18 protein-coding genes and 1 pseudogene are annotated in these 17,173 nt (G+C 45.0%); 8 read left to right on the top strand and 11 right to left on the bottom strand.

Going from position 1 to position 17,173, the window contains the following annotated elements:
• Positions 1 to 230: 230 nt before the first annotated feature.
• Positions 231 to 1,421, top strand: a complete 1,191-nt coding sequence (locus AB4138_RS09040) for a GGDEF domain-containing protein (RefSeq protein ID WP_372305770.1) — start codon at positions 231 to 233, stop codon at positions 1,419 to 1,421.
• 25 nt (positions 1,422 to 1,446) lie between these two features.
• Here the strand turns inward: AB4138_RS09040 and AB4138_RS09035 are convergent, their stop codons facing one another.
• Positions 1,447 to 1,731, bottom strand: a complete 285-nt coding sequence (locus tag AB4138_RS09035) for a hypothetical protein (RefSeq protein WP_017061541.1) — start codon at positions 1,729 to 1,731, stop codon at positions 1,447 to 1,449.
• A gap of 157 nt (positions 1,732 to 1,888) precedes the next feature.
• Between AB4138_RS09035 and AB4138_RS09030 the strand changes: the two genes are divergently transcribed.
• The gene (locus tag AB4138_RS09030; protein WP_372305710.1) at positions 1,889 to 2,761 is read left to right on the top strand and encodes a pirin family protein; all 873 of its coding nucleotides are present in this window, start codon (positions 1,889 to 1,891) and stop codon (positions 2,759 to 2,761) included.
• A gap of 232 nt (positions 2,762 to 2,993) precedes the next feature.
• Here AB4138_RS09030 and AB4138_RS09025 read toward each other — a convergent pair whose 3' ends face one another.
• Positions 2,994 to 3,275 carry a pyrimidine/purine nucleoside phosphorylase gene (locus tag AB4138_RS09025; RefSeq protein WP_372126547.1) on the bottom strand — a complete coding sequence of 94 codons (282 nt, stop codon included), beginning with the start codon at positions 3,273 to 3,275 and terminating at the stop codon, positions 2,994 to 2,996.
• A gap of 307 nt (positions 3,276 to 3,582) precedes the next feature.
• On the opposite strand from AB4138_RS09025, the gene AB4138_RS09020 reads away from it, so the two are divergent.
• Positions 3,583 to 4,047, top strand: a complete 465-nt coding sequence (locus tag AB4138_RS09020) for a DUF2850 domain-containing protein (RefSeq protein ID WP_372131368.1) — start codon at positions 3,583 to 3,585, stop codon at positions 4,045 to 4,047.
• 398 nt (positions 4,048 to 4,445) lie between these two features.
• Positions 4,446 to 6,986: a glycosyl hydrolase family 18 protein gene (locus tag AB4138_RS09015; protein WP_372305708.1), complete on the top strand. Its 2,541-nt coding sequence runs from the start codon at positions 4,446 to 4,448 to the stop codon at positions 6,984 to 6,986.
• Positions 6,987 to 7,107: 121 nt separating this feature from the next.
• Here the strand turns inward: AB4138_RS09015 and AB4138_RS09010 are convergent, their stop codons facing one another.
• Positions 7,108 to 7,956 carry an alpha/beta hydrolase gene (locus AB4138_RS09010; RefSeq protein WP_136974025.1) on the bottom strand — a complete coding sequence of 283 codons (849 nt, stop codon included), beginning with the start codon at positions 7,954 to 7,956 and terminating at the stop codon, positions 7,108 to 7,110.
• Positions 7,957 to 8,132: 176 nt separating this feature from the next.
• On the bottom strand, positions 8,133 to 8,726 hold the full coding sequence (locus AB4138_RS09005) for a TetR/AcrR family transcriptional regulator (RefSeq protein WP_017072389.1): 594 nt from the start codon (positions 8,724 to 8,726) through the stop codon (positions 8,133 to 8,135).
• Positions 8,727 to 8,887: 161 nt separating this feature from the next.
• On the opposite strand from AB4138_RS09005, the gene AB4138_RS09000 reads away from it, so the two are divergent.
• Together AB4138_RS09000 and AB4138_RS08995 are read left to right on the top strand one after the other, a co-directional pair.
• The gene (locus AB4138_RS09000; protein WP_048610304.1) at positions 8,888 to 9,844 is read left to right on the top strand and encodes an AEC family transporter; all 957 of its coding nucleotides are present in this window, start codon (positions 8,888 to 8,890) and stop codon (positions 9,842 to 9,844) included.
• A 122-nt stretch (positions 9,845 to 9,966) separates the two neighbouring features.
• A complete protein-coding gene (locus tag AB4138_RS08995; protein ID WP_372305705.1) occupies positions 9,967 to 11,007 on the top strand; it encodes an acyltransferase in 1,041 nt (346 codons plus the stop codon).
• A gap of 125 nt (positions 11,008 to 11,132) precedes the next feature.
• On the opposite strand, the gene AB4138_RS08990 is transcribed toward AB4138_RS08995, so the two are convergent.
• Both AB4138_RS08990 and AB4138_RS08985 read right to left on the bottom strand, forming a co-directional pair.
• Positions 11,133 to 12,011, bottom strand: a complete 879-nt coding sequence (locus tag AB4138_RS08990) for a 6-carboxytetrahydropterin synthase (RefSeq protein WP_104216219.1) — start codon at positions 12,009 to 12,011, stop codon at positions 11,133 to 11,135.
• A gap of 232 nt (positions 12,012 to 12,243) precedes the next feature.
• Positions 12,244 to 12,697, bottom strand: a pseudogene (locus AB4138_RS08985) (AraC family transcriptional regulator).
• Between the two features lie 110 nt (positions 12,698 to 12,807).
• On the opposite strand from AB4138_RS08985, the gene AB4138_RS08980 reads away from it, so the two are divergent.
• Positions 12,808 to 13,284: a YHS domain-containing (seleno)protein gene (locus AB4138_RS08980; protein ID WP_017067245.1), complete on the top strand. Its 477-nt coding sequence runs from the start codon at positions 12,808 to 12,810 to the stop codon at positions 13,282 to 13,284.
• On the opposite strand, the gene AB4138_RS08975 is transcribed toward AB4138_RS08980, so the two are convergent.
• Complete coding sequence (locus AB4138_RS08975; protein ID WP_017061529.1) at positions 13,281 to 13,403, bottom strand: hypothetical protein; 123 nt, start codon at positions 13,401 to 13,403, stop codon at positions 13,281 to 13,283. The genes AB4138_RS08980 and AB4138_RS08975 overlap by 4 nt on opposite strands.
• A 49-nt stretch (positions 13,404 to 13,452) precedes the next feature.
• On the opposite strand from AB4138_RS08975, the gene AB4138_RS08970 reads away from it, so the two are divergent.
• Positions 13,453 to 14,088 (top strand): START domain-containing protein, encoded by a 636-nt coding sequence (locus tag AB4138_RS08970; RefSeq protein ID WP_372305702.1) that lies wholly within the window; start codon positions 13,453 to 13,455, stop codon positions 14,086 to 14,088.
• Between the two features lie 33 nt (positions 14,089 to 14,121).
• On the opposite strand, the gene AB4138_RS08965 is transcribed toward AB4138_RS08970, so the two are convergent.
• The 4 genes from AB4138_RS08965 to AB4138_RS08950 all read right to left on the bottom strand — a co-directional run bounded on the left by AB4138_RS08965 (position 14,122) and on the right by AB4138_RS08950 (position 16,878).
• Positions 14,122 to 14,652 carry a DNA mismatch repair protein gene (locus AB4138_RS08965; RefSeq protein WP_372057720.1) on the bottom strand — a complete coding sequence of 177 codons (531 nt, stop codon included), beginning with the start codon at positions 14,650 to 14,652 and terminating at the stop codon, positions 14,122 to 14,124.
• A gap of 8 nt (positions 14,653 to 14,660) precedes the next feature.
• A complete protein-coding gene (locus tag AB4138_RS08960; protein WP_017061526.1) occupies positions 14,661 to 15,047 on the bottom strand; it encodes an MAPEG family protein in 387 nt (128 codons plus the stop codon).
• Between the two features lie 626 nt (positions 15,048 to 15,673).
• Positions 15,674 to 16,141 (bottom strand): YjiG family protein, encoded by a 468-nt coding sequence (locus AB4138_RS08955; RefSeq protein WP_102393339.1) that lies wholly within the window; start codon positions 16,139 to 16,141, stop codon positions 15,674 to 15,676.
• Entirely contained in the window at positions 16,141 to 16,878 is a 738-nt protein-coding gene (locus AB4138_RS08950) for a nucleoside recognition domain-containing protein (RefSeq protein WP_017061525.1), read from the bottom strand. The genes AB4138_RS08955 and AB4138_RS08950 overlap by 1 nt, the downstream gene beginning before the upstream one ends.
• Positions 16,879 to 17,173 lie beyond the last annotated feature (295 nt).

Here is a 17,173-nt window from a genome sequence, read left to right as displayed (position 1 = left end):
ACAAGTTTGATGCTTAAATCTAATCTTCTAGAGATGACCAGCACCATCGGTGATATACATCACTATTTGGAATTGATTGAACAGCCTTTCATATGAAACCTTGATAGTAGTCACACTAAATAGACATCTAAGCCTCTGCATAGCTTGTTATTTAATCTACTATTAACACCATTATCAAAAACTTTGGCACAGATCACATGAAAAGGCTCGTCGGCAGGCACCTAGAAGAAATGGCGGACATACGATCCACCCGCAAGCAAAAAATTGTCCACTCCTTTTCACTGACTGCCGCTGCGTTATTCATTTTCTATACTTGGGCTTACTTCGAAGGCGAGCATTACACGCTGTCAATATTCGAATTGTGCTTCGCCATCATTGCCATTTCTAACGCTTTATATGTAAGAAAAGTCATCAATCCTGAGTATTCCGAATTGATTCTGAGTGGTGTTCTTCTAGTTCAGGGCGTCATCCTATTCTTGTACAGTCACGCCATCCCAGATCGCATCCTCTGGCTCTACCCAATTCTGGCCGCGGTCATTTTCATTAATGATTTCAGAATTGGCATAATCTTCAGCACCTCGTTTTGCCTGTTCATCAGCACCTTGATTACAGCAATGCCCAACAATTTTTCTTTACCATTTAACAGCACACACAGATTTTTCCTTAGCTTATTTACCATGAGCTTGGTGTGCCACACATCCGCCTATTACTACACAAAAGCCGTCAGTTATATTCAACGCCTGTATAAAGAAGGCATTGAAGATCTCGCTTACAGAGATCAGTTAACCGGCTTGGCAAACCGTTGGAGCTTTGAACGCTGGGCGACAGAAAAACTAGCCACCGTGGATAGTGAGCGATCACTTACGGCATTGGTCTTTTTGGATATAGATGACTTTAAAGGCATTAACGACAGCTACGGGCACGATGTGGGAGACAGTGTCTTACAGCATTTTGCCAATCGCTTGAGCAACAACATTCGAACCAGAGACAGAAAAAGCCATGAATACGATTATTCCATCGCGCGCTTTGCTGGAGACGAGTTTGTTCTGATGCTCTACGATGTGCCAACTCGTAAAGATCTAGACGGCATTCTAGATAGGATCTGCGGGCTGTTCGAAAGCGGCGGCCAAACAAACGAGAGAATCAAGGAATTGACGTTAAGTGTTGGGGTTGCTTTGTATCCGCAAGATGCCCAAGAATTACATGAGCTGACGAGATGTGCTGATAAAGCGATGTATGTTGCCAAGCATTCAGGAAAAAACCGATATGCTTATTATCACGACAACCCAGTATCGACCCTGATAGAAGAACTACCAACGAGCCTTGTTAGCTCAGCACCGGATTCATCTGAACTTGAAGATTGCTTTGAAGCGAAGATCGAATGGAACAATGTTACGCTATTAAAAACGCGCCAACGCTAGCCATTCCTATAACGGAGCGGCGCTGCTAACCTGCAAGGTACATAAGCCAAAGACTCACTAACCCGATCATAATAATCCATATGACTTGACGTGTTCGGTTTGGGTTATTCCCTTTAGGTCGCCTCACCACGGTTTTAAAAGCGGCTTGCTTAGCTGACTGAATAAACGGCGCTTCTATCTCACGTTTTTTCACGCGGCGTTTAACTGCGCTGTTTGCAACCTCTGTAAAGCGCTGGCTTTGCTCCGTTGTAAAGTCGTTATCAAAACCTATCCGACCATGCCTTTCGCCATGTTTTTGCTGAACTGCCATAGCGGCCTCCTTGGCGATATACTCTCTATTGATTATAGACATAATTTCATATTGTTACCTGTTCAAGATTTTCGAATAAGTCACTCAACGCTGTGCCATCTTCTTTTTAAATCAAATTACATAAACTACAGCTATTCAAGTTTATGAGGGTTTCAAAATGACGAATGTAAGAGCAGTAGATCATGTGATTACAGCACATGCCACCTCAGATGGTGATGGCGTCAAAATCCAACGACTCGCAGGTTTTAATAACGCACGTTTCTCTCCATTTTTAATGATTGATGAACTGAAGTCGGATGAAAGCAAAGACTATGTTGGCGGCTTTCCTCCACATCCTCACCGTGGGATAGAAACGCTCACTTACATGCTCCAAGGTCACTTCCAACACAAAGACCATATGGGGAATGTTGGAGAGCTACGCAGCGGTGGCGCTCAATGGATGGCCGCAGGCCGTGGTGTCATTCACAGCGAAATGCCAATGATGGAAGAAGGTGCGCTGCATGGTTTTCAGATTTGGATAAACCAACCTGCGACACACAAAATGCAGCCAGCTCAGTATCACGATTTCCAAAGTGAAAGCATCGCGGAGCATCAAAGTGAAAAAAGTGGTTTGTTAAGAGTGATTGCCGGAGGGTTTGAACTGCACAACCAAACTGACAAGGATTCAGAGGCTTTACGAGCGCAGGGTCCATTACAGAAAACAGGTGTGCCATTAAGCGTTGCGGATTGGCGCTCTCATTCTGGGCAAAAAGTCACGTTAGGGACTAATGTTAATCACAATGCCATGACTTATGTGTACCGAGGCAGTATTAAGATCGGCGACAAAGTCATCAACCAAAGTCAACTTGCCCTGCTCACCAAAGCTGAATTGTTGTCTTTAAAAAGCCTAGAAGATTCAGGTGTACTGATTTTTTCTGGTCAGCCGATTAATGAGCCGGTTGTGCATTATGGCCCGTTTGTCATGAACTCGATGGAAGAGATTGAACAGACAATTCAAGACTACAACAACGGTGTGTTTGAGACTTACTGATGTCTTGGCTTTGAGCTTTGAAGATTGAAGATTGAAGATTGAAGATTGAAGATTGAAGATTGAAGAGATTTTGCAACGAACAACGATTTAGTCATCCATTTGATGACTACAAAAACAAGTGACACTATCCACTGCCGGTTACTATCACTTATTTAACCACGCTCCTAGAGCGTGGTTTTTTTCTATTCAATCAGAGACAAACGATGCCCTGATTGAACAAATTTAGATCTGATTACAAATACTCACATAGGTAAGCTGTCGCTTCTTTTACCTGTAGGTCGAATGAAGAGTCACCCGCAACGTCAAAAGACTCACCAGATTGGTATGTCGTCCAGTCATCATCGCCAACACGCTTTACAATCAAAGCACCTTTAACAACGGTCATCTTTTCTGGAGCCGCAGTACCGAACGTATACTCACCAACCGCCATTACACCAACACTCACATCAGCACCAGACTGGTTAAACGCTAACGACTTAACGCCACCTTCAAAGTATGTGTTTTCTTTAATCATTGTACTTCCTTGTTATCTTCAAATTGCAATTATTGAGCTCACCGAGTAAGCCTATGCGTAAATTTAGGTGATAATTGTTTTAACCAATTCGAGACTTTCCTACAAGAAATAAATACGCATAGCTTAAGCATTTCTGGAATTCGCTTTCATTGATAACGTAAATACTGAGGAGCAAGGCTAATAACCATTAACACAACCACATTTATTAAAAAATTCGATCCTGCTTCTAACTCTTAGAACAATTTTTGCAAACTAAGGCTTTAGTTAATAGAATCTAAAACAATATCAGTCGAAAAATGAAGAGATAATGGCAAAAAAGCCGACTAAAAGCAGAGATCTATTTGCCAACTCGTTACTCTACGGCTTCCTATTAGCTGGCTTTATGGTTGCCCTCACCGCCGGCTATTTTGCTTACCAAGCCCACCAGCAATCTGTCAGCCCAAGCAACGTCTATGGCACATGGATAGAGATTGCGGCGCCACCTTACAACACCGACATCCTGACACTTTCAGAAAACGGTGTGATGATGAATCATCGTCTTATCACTACCTCATTCGATTTTGACGGGAAGATCGTCACGATCAACACTGGCTCTGGAACCACCGTTTACACCATCAGTGGTACTTACGATTCGCCTCGCTTAAAGCGATTAGAGCCAAGCGTACCATCTCAGCAATTTATTAAAGAAGGCTACGAAGATACTGCGACTGGTGATACCCATAGTGTCATGCAACAACGACGCACTTCCTTAGCTGAGCAATTCAAAAGATAACCCTCTTATCCATACTGCCATAAGCATTCGTCTTCAAGTTTACCCGTCGATCGACCCCGCTCGCTCAACATACTTCACTTTGTGATTCAGCTTCAATCCACAGTATTTTCTTATAGTTTGTCGCACCTTTTCATAACTTCATGTCGTGAATTTTCACTTGTGAGATTTTCCTACTGAAGGATGTTTTATTTTATAAAACATGGACTCAGCCTCTCATTCATTAAGCAACAGAATTGTAACAAGATACAATTTTTTAGTTGTCCATCGAAAACGGATTTATTTTCAGTTATGAAATTAAAACTCTCTCGAATACTGACTGGGAAGCTCCTTCAAAACTGATTGGAGCCGTTTATGGGGCCATTGGGTTCTCGTAATCTTCAAGGAATGAGAGAAATAGTATGATTCGTATAAATACCTGTGCTGCAAGCATTGCTCTAGCGCTATCTGGTACAGCATTAGCTGCTCCAACAGCACCTAGCATCGACATGTACGGTTCCAACAACCTGCAATTTTCTAAAATTGAACTCGCGATGGAAACCACCTCTGGCTACAACCAGATGGTTAAATATCACGACAAAGCAAAAGTCGACGTTAAGTTCAACCAATGGAGCGGAACGTCAGGAAACACGTACAACATCTACTTTGATGGCGTTAAAGTAGCCACTGGCCCAATCACTGGCAGCCAAACCACGGCTTCATTCGAATATGGCCAAGGCGGCTTATTCGAAATGGAAATAGAAGCGTGTGACGAAACAGGTTGTAGCAAAAGCGCACCCGCTAAAATCACGATTGCCGATACAGATGGCGCACACTTAGCGCCACTTGCGATGAATGTGGATCCGAACAACAAGTCATACAACACAGATCCAAATACGGTAGTCGGTACTTACTTTGTTGAGTGGGGTATTTATGGTCGTGACTACACGGTAGATAACCTACCTGCTGATAACTTGACCCACATCCTTTACGGCTTCATCCCAATTTGTGGTCCTAACGAATCAGTAAAATCGGTAGGTGGAAACAGCTACAACGCCCTCATGACAGCTTGTCATGGTGTTAATGATTACGAAGTAGTGATTCACGACCCATGGGCCGCTTTCCAGAAGAGTTTCCCTCAAGCGGGCCACGAATACAGCTCACCGATCAAGGGTAACTACGCAATGATGATGGCGCTCAAACAGCGTAACCCTGATTTGAAGATCATCCCATCGATTGGTGGTTGGACGCTGTCTGACCCATTCTTTGATTTCACAACTAAAGCCAACCGTGACACCTTTGTAGCGTCTGTTAAGAAATTCCTTAACACATGGAAATTCTACGACGGTGTGGATATCGATTGGGAATTCCCTGGTGGTGGCGGTGCTGCTCCAGACCTTGGTGATCCTGTAAATGACGGCCCAGCTTACATTGCACTGATGGCAGAACTTCGCGTAATGCTAGATGAGCTAGAAGCGGAAAACGGTCGTACTTACGAGCTCACTTCTGCGATCGGTGTTGGTCACGATAAGATTGAAGACGTGAACTACGGCGATGCTATCCAATACATGGATTACATCTTCGCAATGACTTACGACTTCTACGGCGGTTGGAACAACGTGTTAGGTCACCAAACAGCACTAAACTGCGGTAACTTCATGCGTCCTGGTCAATGTGATGGCACAGGCCTTGATGAAAATGGCGAACAGTACACAGGCCCAGCTTACACCACAGACAACGGCATCCAATTGCTACTTGAACAAGGCGTTCCAGCGAACAAACTTGTGGTTGGTACAGCGATGTACGGTCGTGGCTGGGAAGGCGTATTACCATCATCACTCACCGATCCTAGCGACCCTATGACAGGGGTGGGTAACGGCAAACTGAAAGGTAGCTCTGCGCAAGGCGTATGGGAAGATGGCGTTATTGATTACAAAGGCATTAAAGCAAACATGCTTGGAGCGAATAACCAAGGCATCAACGGCTTCGAATATGGCTACGACGAATTGGCAGAAGCGCCTTACGTTTGGAACCGCACTTCAGGTCAGCTGATCACATTTGATGATGACCGCTCGGTAAAAGCAAAAGGCGCGTACGTTCGTAGCCTTGGCCTTGCGGGTCTATTCTCTTGGGAAATTGATGCAGATAACGGCGACATCCTGAATGCAATGCATGAAGGCCTAGCGGGCGGTACAACTGATCCTGTCAACCGCAAACCAACGGCAGCTGCAGGTACAGACCAATCGGTTGAAGGCCCAGCTTCTGTTTCTCTAGATGGCAGCGCTTCAAAAGACAGCGACGGTACAATCGCGAGCTACGCTTGGTCTCAAGTCGGCGGTACAGCAGTAACACTGGCGAACGCTAATGCTGCGGTTGCGAGCTTCGATGTTGTTGAAGTCGCTCAGCAAGAAACACTAACCTTCAGCCTAACGGTAACGGACAACGAAGGCGCTACTGCAACTGACACCGTTGTTGTAACGGTAACTCCTAAAGACACAGGCCCAGTCAATACAGCACCAGTTGCTGTGGTTACGGCTCCGGCTGAAGTGAATGCAGGTGATGTAGTCGTGGTTGATGCTTCGGCTTCAAGCGATTCAGACCAAGACACATTGACCTTCACGTGGGATGTACCTGCTGGTATCGATGCAACGGTTCAAGGTGCTTCAGTGAGCTTTGTCGCGGCGGAATACACGCAAGATACAACGCTGAACTTCTCTGTAACGGTCAGCGATGGCACTGATACATCGGTTGCGGCTACTTCAGTGAAAGTTCTAAAGAAAACCACAGGCGGCGGTACGTGTACTAACGCTTGGGATTCAGGCGCGGTTTACACTGGTGGCGACCAAGTGACTCAAGGCGGTAAGGTTTGGGAAGCGAAATGGTGGACAACCGGTGAAGATCCAACAACGACAGGCCAATGGGGCGTGTGGAAAGAGATCGGCCCAGCAAGCTGTGCTAACTAAAAATAGGATTGAGATAAACACCAACTAAGCACCTAAAAGCAAGGCCAACCAGATAATGTCTGGTTGGCCTTTTTAGTGTTTGTTTTCTTAACCTGCGTTCTACTGGCTTGATTAGTTAAAGTTAACCAATCAAGTTATCAAAGCTCTCAAATACTTGTGGGCACTTCATTACTCGCCCGTGGCCCTGTCCTTGAGTCGCAATTAAAGTAACGCGACCCATTTCATTAGCAGCACGCTGAGACACATCAAACTTAGTAAACTTGTCTTGCTCATCATGAACGATGATCGTTTGAGACTCACGAAGCGCTAGCTTTCCATAGGGATCAACAGACTGAATTGGATAGTTAAACTGCTCTTCTACTTCTCCGACTACCGCTTCAAACAGTTTCATTGAGTAACCAGAACGTGTGACGCTGCCAAATAGGTTTTCTAGATAATCCAGTACAGGTGCAATCAGCAATAGTGGCTTGTTTTCCAATTTAACGTGCTTACATTCCAACGCAGAAGCCGTACCCATGCTGTGGCCGACCAAACCAGCTACCTCACCTACCGAATCTAGAATCGCTTCAAGACCGTTCACAAACGCAGGAATATGACCATGTACACCATCGCTGCCACCATGAGCAGGATGATCGTAAGCCAGAGCCGTAAAACCTTTAGCAGCAATATGTTCCATCAGAGGGAAAAACTGACTCGCAGTGCCAGACCAACCATGAGTCAGCACCCAAACAGGTCCGGTACCTAAAGAATAGGTTTTTATAACGCCATCACGACCTTTGATTTCACTCTTGATAAGCCCTTGGGGATCGGCATTTTTTTGCTCGGTACGCATTGGCGTGAGCAGCAGCTTACGTGCGGTTTTCTTCGCATGACTCGGCGCTAGAATGTAATGCAGGTTGGTTGTTGCGCCAATTAAGCTGCGCTTGAAGCTGAATTTGTTCGATGTATTAAAGTAGATTTTGTCACTCATGACCGTTCCTTGTATCGCCATCATCATTGGCGGATCGAGCTCGGCCCTAAAAATCGAACGACCGTGCTATTTGTTAGTGTAAAAAATGGCGATAGCGCTTTTTATGGCTGCTTGCCGCCACTTCTCTTAAAATTTCTTATAAGCCTTAGTTAAACAAAACTCAGATGCTTTGCGAGCTAAACCTCTTTCCAGCTAGCGATTAAGCGCTGTACACCACTCCAAAAGTGGGTGTGGCTCGCTTGTTGGCCTCGTAACGAGTAGAACAAGTTGGCACTCAAGTAGAGGCCGTATAACTCAAAGGTTGCCTGTTTAGGATCTAAATCGGCTCTGAACTGTTTGCTCTCAACCGCTTTTGCTACCTGAATCGTCAAGTAGTCAATCCACACTGAAATGGTTTTCTGCAGTGCTTTCTGAATCACAGACGTTTCACTGCCCGCATCTTTCCATGCATCAATAAACATGCAACTGCCTTGGAATGAATGGTTCCAGCCCAACCAATTGTCGAGCAGCTGTTTCAATTTCGCTTCAATATCACCATCTCCCAGCTCTCTTGCGGGAATGATGACTCTTTCGGTGAATATGGCGTTGGAATACTCGAGTACAGAGAGTTGCAGGTTTTCTTTAGAGTTGAAGTGTGCAAACAAGCCACTCTTAGACATGCCACACTGTTTGGCTAATTCGCCAATCGTCAAACTCTCAAGCCCGTTTTCACTCGCAAGTGCGAATGCATGACTCAAAATATACTCTTTGGTTATCTTTCCTTTACTCATTATTCACCAAGGATAAATCTGATACGTTATTTTTAGCACGTTCGTTCTTTTTTTAAAAGATTTTTACTTATCTATTGGGATTCAATTTCTCTTCTCAAAGAATTGTGGAAAAATGCGACAGTATTCAAAGGAAATTGAAATCGACTAACAAAGGAAAAACAATGAACACACTTTGGGAACAGTTTGCGTTTTCGGCGTCAGTAACAGGCCCTATCTGTTTAATGCTGTTTCTTGGTGTGATGCTCAAACGAATCGGCTTAATCAATGACAATTTCATTGATGTCGCATCTAAGGTGGTATTTCAAGTCACCCTGCCCGCGATGCTATTTCTGAGTATTGTTCAATCGAATCACAACTTTTCAGCCAGTAGCGCGTTAGTTGCGTTTGGCGTCATCGCTAACTTTGTCTTTTTCTTGTTCACGATTTTCTCAACCAAATTAGTATTTAAAGGTTCGAAAGATCAAGGTGTGATTGTCCAAGGTGGATTCCGCGCCAATACCGCGATCATCGGCCTCGCCTATGTGGCTAATATCTATGGCAACCAAGGCGTGGCATTGGCGGCTATCTATGTCGCATCTCTAACCGTGTTGTATAACATTCAAGCCGTGATTGCACTGACACCCAAAGGCGAAGACACTGGTGCGAAAGCGATTAAAGTGATCGCTAAGTCGATTACCAAGAACCCATTGATCATCGCTATTTTCTTAGCGGTCGTCTTCTATGCGCTTTCGATTCCTATCCCAAAAATGGTCACTGATGCTGGTCAGTACTTTGCCAACATGACGTTACCTTTGGCACTGCTGTGTACCGGTGGGTCGCTGGACATCAGCTCGCTCAAACAAGAAAAGTTATCGACGTGGTTCGCCTCTAGCTACAAGTTAATTGCCTCACCGTTACTGATTACACTGGCGGCTGGGTACTTAGGATTTGAAGGGCTCGATCTCGGGCTTATCTTCTTGATGAGCGCAGCACCAACAGCAGCGGCAAGCTACGTTATGGCTCGTGCGATGGGAGGAAACTCAACACTGGCGGCTAACATCATCGCGCTTACTACTGTTGTTTCTCTTATCACTTGTACTCTCGGTATTTTTGTACTTACTGCAATGGATTTAATATAGCTGCGACAGGCTTCAAATAATCAATACAAGCCTTAAAACAAAGGTCGCAACCCTTGATTTAGCGCTAACTGATTCAATAAAAAGGCTGTTAGATTCTACGAAAATTTTCTTAGAGATCTGATATGTCTTCCGTTCAACATACGCCTTCACAACACATCGCCAGTATTGAGTTGGGTCGAGTGATTGCTATCTTGGCGATCATTGGCTTACATGGCCAAGTGGCACTTACTTATTGGCAAATCGATGAAGTGCCTTGGATCGGTTATGTACTCAACCAAACCGCTCGTTTTGCGGTACCTCTGTTTTTCCTAATTTCCGGTTATCTTATTCAGCCCAAGCTGACTGCCTCCCCGTGGCAAACCGTCATTAATTACTCTAAACCACTGCTTAAGGTTTGGTTAGCATGGAGCATCATTTGCTTAGTGATGCCATTCAACCTCGCGAAGGTAGAAGAGTTTGGTTACCTAGGTGAGCGCCAAGGCTATTGGGGCTTTTTAATGAACACGCCACTTAACTCTTTCTTAGAGGGTGGATTGGTTCATTTATGGTTTATTCCCGCTCTCGTATGTGCAGTTTTGATCATTGCTTTGATAGTCGAAATGAAACTCGACAAACTGCTATTACCAGCGGCCATTGTACTTTACGTTTATGGTGTTTTAGCGGGCAGCTACGCAACGCTAACCGGGTTAGAAGCACCTTTCTTCACGCGTAATGGCCCGTTCTTTAGCACGTTAATGGTGACCTTAGGTTTCCTTATTCGTCAGAATCAATGGAAGGTGTCATCAACTAAAGCGTTGGGGTTATTAGCGTTAGGCATGTTGATTCATTTTGCTGAGGCATCATGGCTCACCACGTTCGACGTCGGATTCAACATGAATGATTTCTTGTTTGGTACGGCACTATGGGGAATGGGCGTATTTATGTGGCTTTTGGCTAATCCAAACATCGGCGACTATGCGTGGGTTCGCGCGATCTCGAATCGTATGTTAGGCATCTACGTTTGCCATTTGCTGATCATTATCGTGCTGTTCAATGTCTGTGGAGTCTTAGGCATTACGGAATTGACAAAAGACGTTACGGTATTTTTTGGCACCGTATTGTTGAGCTTCGGGTTGGTTGTTGGAATCGAAAAAACACCACTGCGACGCGTGCTGCTTCGTTAGTGTTTGTGCCTAACATCATCAGCTAAATCAGTTTTAAAGAGTCACAAAAAGTAAAGGCAAGATAACGGATTATCTTGCCTTTATTTCATCATGTCAGTAATGAGACTGTGTCACTCGCTGGAGTGTTATCGGAACGCCATTGCGCCCTTGCCAACACCTTCATAAGCGACGATTTGTAGTGATTGGTTCTCTGCTAGGCTAGGTTCAACTTGATCCGCGATATAGCCAGCAAGTAATTCCACCGTGGTATCTGTCGGTAAAATTTCCGTCTCACTCTTAGCAATCGCTAGCTCAAATTCGCCTTGTGGCGCGGTGTAGCGGAAGCCATAGTGACTTTCATCATTAACACTGTTCGCGTTTTCACTCAGGTTAAGTGATGAAACTGAAACTTGGTCTTCTTTAGAACCTAAATAAATGTCTTCCCAACGCTGAGCAAATGCTTGTTCACGTTGCCCGTCACGCTGACCATCGACCACGATTTCTACTGGAGAACGGTGACCATGCGCGATGCGCTGGCAGTTACCATCATGCTTTTTCAAACCGTGAGTATAGTGGTAGAACGCACCATTAATGTTTTCATGGCGAAGGGTAATCTCTAACCCTGTGACGTTACTTGGTAGGTTATCGCGAAGAATATTGTAAACGTGTGCGGTCACACTCTCGATGGTGATCGCTTCTGCATCAATGAGGCAATATGCTTCATCAGGGCAATGTAGATGAAGACTCTTGTCACCACGCAACACATCAACCTTAGAGTAGCCCGCTTTGCTCGCTTGAAGAACAATTGCAGCGCTCTGCATTGGCAGCAGCAAACGATGATCAACATGCTCATCGACAAGCTGTTTGATCTGCTTTTTGACCTTGCTAAAATCCAGCACCATGCTCATTTCATTAAGTTCACCAGACATGGTGACATCTAAAATCCAACTATCTCCTACGACCCCTCTGTGTTCACAGATGTATGAAGAATCGATAACGGTAAGGTCTCTTACAAATAGGTTCAAGTTGAACTCCTTAATACTTTAATGAGATACGGGAGGCTGAATAATGTTCAGCAGGCACTTCGTCTCATTGGTGTCTAGATAAAATAGGACGGGCAGGATGTTACAACGAGCTTATAAAGTCCACCTTTTTACACCCTCTTCCGATAAAAGAACAAACTACATACAATTTCCGCTAAAACATAGACCAGCCAGATACGAATAGCCATAAATCGGGTGGGGATTGCCTGCCGTTTCACGACGCATTTTGCTTTAGCCATAAACGTGGCGACATTCCCGCGACATGCTGAAAAGCACGCGAGAATCCAGAATAACTGTTGTACCCCACTTCGTCCGCCACCCAATTGATGGCTTGTTTTGTAACAGCAAAGACTGAGCCACAGACACACGCCACTTTTGGACATAATCACCCGGAGTTTCGCCCACCTCGCGCTTGAATGCTTCAATAAACTGAGTGCGAGACATCGCGGCCAGTGACGCCATTTCGGCAAATAAACAATGCAAGGCTGCGACAAATGCCTGTGTTCCGTGTGAGCGCTAGACAAGCTCAACTCCCCCGCGCTCAATACATGAAGGTGGCCCTCTTTACCTTGTTGCGCGTTAAATGACGATACTCCACACAGGTTTCCAGAATAGAAAACGCCAGTGCGTATCGAGAAGTGTTCCATTAGTTGTGAAAGCAGATCCATGCATCCTCCGAACGATTCGCTTAGTTTTTAGTTCTTTTGTCCCTCTATAGACCGGACGAGTGGGCTAAATTATTTCAAACAAGATAACCAACACTGACAAGGAACTTGATATGTCACACATGAAATCGACCAGTCAAAAAATCACTCTAATGGCCGCGTTACTAGGCACCAGCTTTTCGTTAATGGCAGCAGACCTTGATATGAGTGTCGACAGCAATAACCTCGCAATTAAAGGCTATGATCCTGTCGCTTACTTTGCCAATGAAGGTCCAGTAAAAGGCACATCTGAGTTCACAGCGACCTATAAGAATGCGATCTATAACTTTGCGAGCAGTGAAAACAGAGATGAATTTCGAGCCAATCCAGAAGCCTATGCCCCTCAATATGGCGGTTACTGCGCGTTTGGAGTAGCCATGGGTAAGAAGTTTGAAACCGACCCTCTCGCTTGGAAGGTGGAAGATGGAAAGTTGTATCTGAACTTAGACAAATCGGTTCAGAAACGCTGGCTGGAGAATACACAAGAGTTCATCCAAGACGCCAACAGCAACTGGACAACCATCAAAACCGTAGAAGCCTATAAGCTCTAGCCTACAGCGCTTATCCATTGCCCAAGAATAAAACGGAAGCGACCGAACGCTTCCGTTTTCATTGGGATTTTCCCCAAAGAGGCCAACCCAAAGCGATTGGCAACACCTACTAAGTCCATTTCTATTCTATACTCCTAGCAGATAAGCTTTTCTTTTTATGGAAGAATAATGACATTACCTAAGGTTTTGGTACTCGGCCTCTGCGCCCTATCGACACTGACTTATGCCAACCCATGGCAGTTCGTCAAAAGTGAAGATGGCATCATGATTGATAAAAGGCCACACAGCGAAGGCTTGGTCGAAATACGAGCACAGATGCAAACGCCCACCACTTACTCCGGTTTTTTACTGTTATTGGAAGACAGCGAGAACGTGCCAAACTGGATAGACAATGTGTCGCAAAGCCGTGTCTTGATGCAGATATCTGAGGCAGAAAACATCGTCTATACCCAATTCAAAGCGCCTTGGCCTGCTAGAGATCGCGATATGGTGACCTACTCAAAGTACAGCATCGAGGGTGGGCAGTTTGTCTTGTCGATAAAGGATGCGTCTAACTATTTGGCGAAAGAATCGGGGTATATTCGAATTTACGATGTGGACGCACTTTGGACGCTGCAACCGCTCACTAATGGCAATACTTACATCACCTACACCGCATATGCGAACGCAGGTGGCATCTTGCCCAATTGGTTGATGAATAAGTTATCGATAGGCAGTGCGCTGAGCACGTTTAAGGGGCTGAAAGAACAGCTACCAAAATACCAAGGCCAGCAGCACCCCAACCTGCCAAGTGAGTCTCGTTAGCGGTACAAGTAAATAGGTAAATAAGGTTAAAGACTAAGGTCTTCTTGCTAGGTCGCGAGCTAAGATAAGCGCTAAACCAAACACCTGAAGAAACAGGGCGATGTTCTTATAGAAAGCCATTTTCTCATCAAGCTTTTGGATCAACTCAACCAAAGTTAGATTATCCAAATAGTAGTCATCAATTCGTGATCGTTGCGATTCTTGGGCATTGTTTATCAGCATCATAAGCTTAGGTAAATTAGCCAACGAGATGGCCGGCACCTCGTCACTCACCCAACTCCGAAGTTGTCCGCGAAGCGCTTCATCAAGAACTGTGGCAGGTTGAGCGATTTCTGGGGATAGCTTATCAAGGTGAATCAGAATCGCTTCACGCTTACGCTCTAAGGTTTCGATCGTATTCCAGGACAGTTGTATAGAGTACACATTACCGTATTTACGATCGTTGTATTCCGATTTCTCCGCTTCAATTTTGTCCAACACCAAGCTCGACATGACAATCGCCATGATGTTGAGTATCAAGCCTGCGAGGACAATCGCCCAAGCAGGAGGAAGACGCAACGCCATAATGCTCCCTAGAACATTTTATCAAAAGGTAGGTAAGCTAAGTTTAGGACAATCAAAGAGATCATGCAGATAAGCGTTAACACCATACCCACTTTTCGACCTTTGAAGTTCTTCGCTAAGATCCCTTTCGCATGAATCACACGCCCCAGAATAAACGCCACACCAATGACATGAATCAGCCACACACCGGCGCCATTCATCTCTAACAATCCCATCAAAATAACGGTGATTGGGATGTAATCCATAGCATTACTTTGTGCCGAACGTGCTATCTGTAACGACTCGACACCGCCATCAGCATGAGCAACAAGATTGATTCGCCTTTGCTTGATCACCTCTATTGCTAACCAAATCATTACGATCGTCAGCAAGGCTGCGTAAAGTGCTGTAACCATCATATTTCCCTATTATTTTGTGTTTACTCAGTGTTCTTTGTTATCTGTTCGACAACACCCGCCGAGATAAAATGAAAATCGCACCCGAGTACTTGTAAGAGATCTCTCACACCGAACGTAAGAGATCACAATCAAGCTTCGCAGAAAATTCCTAAAATACAAACCCAAGCCCTTGTTTTGTATGAATCCACGCATATTTCTTTCGATCAGTGGGTACATTTATTTCTTAGGGTGGATTGTGAGCAAAGCCTCTGCAGTGTTTAATACACATGTCGACAGGGAGTTGGCAGGAACAGGAAAAAGCCTAACGGATTAGGTATCTTCAGGATGAAGATTTGATGGCTTAGGATGAGTTATCAGCAAGGAAGTTATGCTCTAGGATAGAGTCGCTTATCAGGATGATGAGTTTGCAAGGACACCGCTAGGACGGCGATGAATTGGATAGGTTAAAGGATTTAGCCACGTCAAGGAACGATGCAGGGAGCACCAGTTACCTATTGAAAGATAAGTAACGCGCAGTAGCAGGATGGCTACGAAAAGAATAGACCCCGTTTGGTGAAAGCCAAACGGGGTTTCCTTTTTTGTAACGTCTGAAAGCTGTTCGCAGCTAACCGTTCAAAGTCACGTTACAAAATAATGTTCATCAAGAACATTGCACCTAACGCATTCAATACCGAAATCGCGATCATCACCGGGATGTAGCGACCTTCAGTACCAATTGGTCCCATAATACGGCCCATGTATTGCACCTGAGAGCCCATCAAGTAGATAGCTGGCGCCAAGATAGCTATATGGTTGCCGTTCAGAATACCTTGGTCAAACAGCGTGATAACCACGCCCACCGCGCCACCCATCGACATCCACGCACCGATCAATACCGCTGCCGCTTCGCCAGGTAAACCAAATACCGCCATAATTGGAGCAAATACACTGCCCATCAAATCCAGCGCACCCGTTATCTGCAATGCCTTGATGATCACAAACGCCATCAGAACATTCGGTACCGTAGAGGTAGTCGCAATAACCCAGCCTTTCTTAGCACCTTCAACGAAAATATCAGTAACCATTGGTTTCTTTGCTTTAACTTCGCTCATTATGCTACTTCCTCTTCCAGTTTTTGTTCTTTGTCTGATTTTGGTTTGTCTTCTTTGCCTTCAGTAATGTTGAGGTAAATACGGAACAGATTCGCGCCGACAAACTTAAAGATAAACATCACAGCGACAGCCAAACCAATTGACGATGTCACCGCTAAAGAGCCGTCCATCGCGGTTAGAGTGAACAGCACCGCACCTGAAGAGAAAAAGTTAACGATCGCCGCACCCGCCGTAAACTGGAACATGGTGAACACATCGGTTTCACGCTTAGTCAGATGTCCTTCGTCTTTCAGCTGACGTGTCATCGCTGCGCCAGCATCGGTACTTTGCAAAGAAGCGATCAGTGCCAAGCCTGAGTTACCCGGAATACCCATCAGAGGGCGAAGCAGAGGTGTCAGTAGTTTACGAGCCGCATCCAGTGCACCGTAGTGCTCAAGTACGTTGATCATACCCAGTGCAAACATCACGGTCGGAATAAGTGTCAAAGCAAAAATGAAACCGTCGCGAGCACCACTACCGCCTTTACCACGCAGTGACGTCGTTGCCGCTTGAATACCATCGGCCGTTTCACTCACATCGTAAGCGACCTTACCGAATGAACCGTTGAGCGTTGTAAAATCGAACACTCCATACCATTCATTGGACTGCATTAAGCCTGAAAAGAACACCATCGCGAACGCGAGTGCGATATAGCTGCCGATCGTGACTTTACGATCGGTTTTGGTTGGATTAGTCACAAGGACCTCTATACATCTCGCTTATATGGAACAGAACACGTATAGATAGTGCAAACTAATGAGCGAAAGGTTAATGACCAAAATCAAATAGCGTATCGGTTTAAATAAAAGAAGCACAGCAACATATAAAACTGTGATTTGGATTTAAAAGCAGGACCATACGCTAAATAAATTAGAATATTTCACATACAAAACTAAAAAATCTTGCTTCAACAGCGCAACCAAAAACGCACACAATCGCCACACAAATCTGGCTTCTAGTGAGAAGTTTTTACCTAGTGCGATCTCTGATAAT

This window comes from Vibrio sp. 10N.286.52.C3, from assembly GCF_041468865.1.
Classification (GTDB): domain Bacteria; phylum Pseudomonadota; class Gammaproteobacteria; order Enterobacterales; family Vibrionaceae; genus Vibrio; species Vibrio crassostreae_C.
The sequence above is the reverse complement of the archived record's forward strand: the minus strand, read 5'-3'. Positions and strand labels throughout refer to the sequence as shown.